This is a genomic window from Sporosarcina gallistercoris, from assembly GCF_014836415.1.
In the GTDB taxonomy this organism is placed as follows: domain Bacteria; phylum Bacillota; class Bacilli; order Bacillales_A; family Planococcaceae; genus Sporosarcina; species Sporosarcina gallistercoris.
Window position 1 is genome coordinate 1 of record NZ_JACSQY010000020.1, and the last position, 3,138, is coordinate 3,138.

General features: G+C 52.0%; 1 rRNA gene. It reads left to right on the top strand.

From position 1 onward, the window contains the following. The first annotated feature begins 145 nt into the window (after positions 1-145). Positions 146-3,077, top strand: a 23S ribosomal RNA gene (locus H9659_RS15330). The last annotated feature ends 61 nt before the right edge of the window (positions 3,078-3,138 follow it).

Consider the following 3,138-nt stretch of genomic DNA (forward strand, 5'->3'; position numbering starts at 1 on the left):
TTGTTCATTGAAAACTGGATAAAACGACATTGAAGCAACAAATCAAGACAATCAACCGAGTCGGACACATTCATGTGAGCCGAACAGCGATTCTTTTGTTCTTTCTTCTCATTCATCGCTGAATGGAAGAAGAACGTTAACTTTTGGTTAAGTTAGAAAGGGCGCACGGCGGATGCCTTGGCACTAGGAGCCTAAGAAGGACGGCACTAACACCGATATGCTTCGGGGAGCTGTAAGTAAGCTGTGATCCGAAGATTTCCGAATGGGGAAACCCACCATCTTTAATAGGATGGTACGTATTTGTGAATACATAGCAAATACGAGGCAGACCCGGAGAACTGAAACATCTAAGTATCCGGAGGAAGAGAAAGAAAAATCGATTCCCTGAGTAGCGGCGAGCGAAACGGGAAAAGCCCAAACCAGGAAGCTTGCTTCCTGGGGTTGTAGGACACTCTATACGGAGTTACAAAAGGATGAGTTAGGCGAAGCGACCTGGAAAGGTCCGCCAGAGTGGGTAAAAGCCCCGTAACCGAAAATTCATCCCCTCCAGAGTGGATCCTGAGTACGGCGGAACACGTGAAATTCCGTCGGAATCCGGGAGGACCATCTCCCAAGGCTAAATACTCCCTAGTGACCGATAGTGAACCAGTACCGTGAGGGAAAGGTGAAAAGCACCCCGGAAGGGGAGTGAAATAGATCCTGAAACCGTGTGCCTACAAGTTGTCAGAGCCCGTTAATGGGTGATGGCGTGCCTTTTGTAGAATGAACCGGCGAGTTACGATTCCATGCGAGGTTAAGCAGAGAATGCGGAGCCGCAGCGAAAGCGAGTCTGAACAGGGCGAATGAGTATGGGGTCGTAGACCCGAAACCAGGTGATCTACCCATGTCCAGGGTGAAGGTAAGGTAACACTTACTGGAGGCCCGAACCCACGTACGTTGAAAAGTGCGGGGATGAGGTGTGGGTAGCGGTGAAATTCCAATCGAACCTGGAGATAGCTGGTTCTCTCCGAAATAGCTTTAGGGCTAGCCTCAAACGTTAGAATCTCGGAGGTAGAGCACTGTTTGGACTAGGGGCCCATCCCGGGTTACCGAATTCAGACAAACTCCGAATGCCGATGATTTATGTTTGGGAGTCAGACTATGGGTGATAAGGTCCATAGTCGAGAGGGAAACAGCCCAGACCGCCAGTTAAGGTCCCAAAGTATTCGTTAAGTGGAAAAGGATGTGGCGCTGCCCAGACAACCAGGATGTTGGCTTAGAAGCAGCCATCATTTAAAGAGTGCGTAATAGCTCACTGGTCGAGTGGCGCTGCGCCGAAAATGTATCGGGGCTAAACGAATCACCGAAACTGCGGATTGACACCTTTGGTGTCAGTGGTAGGAGAGCGTTCCAAGGGCGTTGAAGCTAGACCGGAAGGACTGGTGGAGCGCTTGGAAGTGAGAATGCCGGTATGAGTAGCGAAAGAAGGGTGAGAATCCCTTCCACCGAATGCCCAAGGTTTCCTGAGGAAGGCTCGTCCACTCAGGGTCAGTCGGGACCTAAGTCGAGGCCGATAGGCGTAGACGATGGATAACAGGTTGATATTCCTGTACTACCTCCCCACCGTTTGAGTGATGGGGTGACGCAGAAGGATAGGGTGAGCGCGCTGTTGGTCATGCGCGTCTAAGCAGTGAGGTGTGAAACGAGGCAAATCCCGTTTCTATAACATTGAGCTGTGATGGCAAGGGGTGTATACCCTGGAGTCCCTGATTTCACACTGCCAAGAAAAGCCTCTAACGAGGTGGGAGGTACCCGTACCGCAAACCGACACAGGTAGGCGAGGAGAGAATCCTAAGGTGATCGAGAGAACTCTCGTTAAGGAACTCGGCAAAATGACCCCGTAACTTCGGGAGAAGGGGTGCTCTGGTAGGGTGAATAGCCCGAGAGAGCCGCAGTGAATAGGCCCAGGCGACTGTTTAGCAAAAACACAGGTCTCTGCAAAACCGTAAGGTGACGTATAGGGGCTGACGCCTGCCCGGTGCTGGAAGGTTAAGAGGAGAGGTTAGCGCAAGCGAAGCTTCGAATTGAAGCCCCAGTAAACGGCGGCCGTAACTATAACGGTCCTAAGGTAGCGAAATTCCTTGTCGGGTAAGTTCCGACCCGCACGAAAGGCGTAACGATCTGGGCACTGTCTCAACGAGAGACTCGGTGAAATTATAATATGCGTGAAGATGCGCATTACCCGCGACAGGACGGAAAGACCCCGTGGAGCTTTACTGTAGCCTGATATTGAATTCCGGTGCAGCCTGTACAGGATAGGTAGGAGCCTAAGAGACCGGAGCGCTAGCTTCGGAGGAGGCAATGGTGGGATACTACCCTGGCTGTATTGGACTTCTAACCCTTGCCCGTGATCCGGGCAGGAGACAGTGTCAGGCGGACAGTTTGACTGGGGCGGTCGCCTCCTAAAGAGTAACGGAGGCGCCCAAAGGTTCCCTCAGAATGGTTGGACATCATTCGTAGAGTGCAAAGGCATAAGGGAGCTTGACTGCGAGACCTACAAGTCGAGCAGGGTCGAAAGACGGGCTTAGTGATCCGGTGGTTCCGCATGGAAGGGCCATCGCTCAACGGATAAAAGCTACCCCGGGGATAACAGGCTTATCTCCCCCAAGAGTCCACATCGACGGGGAGGTTTGGCACCTCGATGTCGGCTCATCGCATCCTGGGGCTGTAGTCGGTCCCAAGGGTTGGGCTGTTCGCCCATTAAAGCGGTACGCGAGCTGGGTTCAGAACGTCGTGAGACAGTTCGGTCCCTATCCGTCGCGGGCGCAGGAAATTTGAGAGGAGCTGTCCTTAGTACGAGAGGACCGGGATGGACACACCGCTGGTGTACCAGTTGTCTTGCCAAAGGCATCGCTGGGTAGCTATGTGTGGACGGGATAAATGCTGAAAGCATCTAAGCATGAAGCCCCCCTCGAGATGAGATTTCCCATTACGCAAGTAAGTAAGATCCCTCAAAGATGATGAGGTGGATAGGTCTGGTGTGGAAGCATGGCGACATGTGGAGCTGACAGATACTAATCGATCGAGGACTTTCCCAAATATAAGTTAAAGAGCCGTAAGGCTGTCTTGAGTTTCAATGTTGGTTTTATCCAGTTTTGA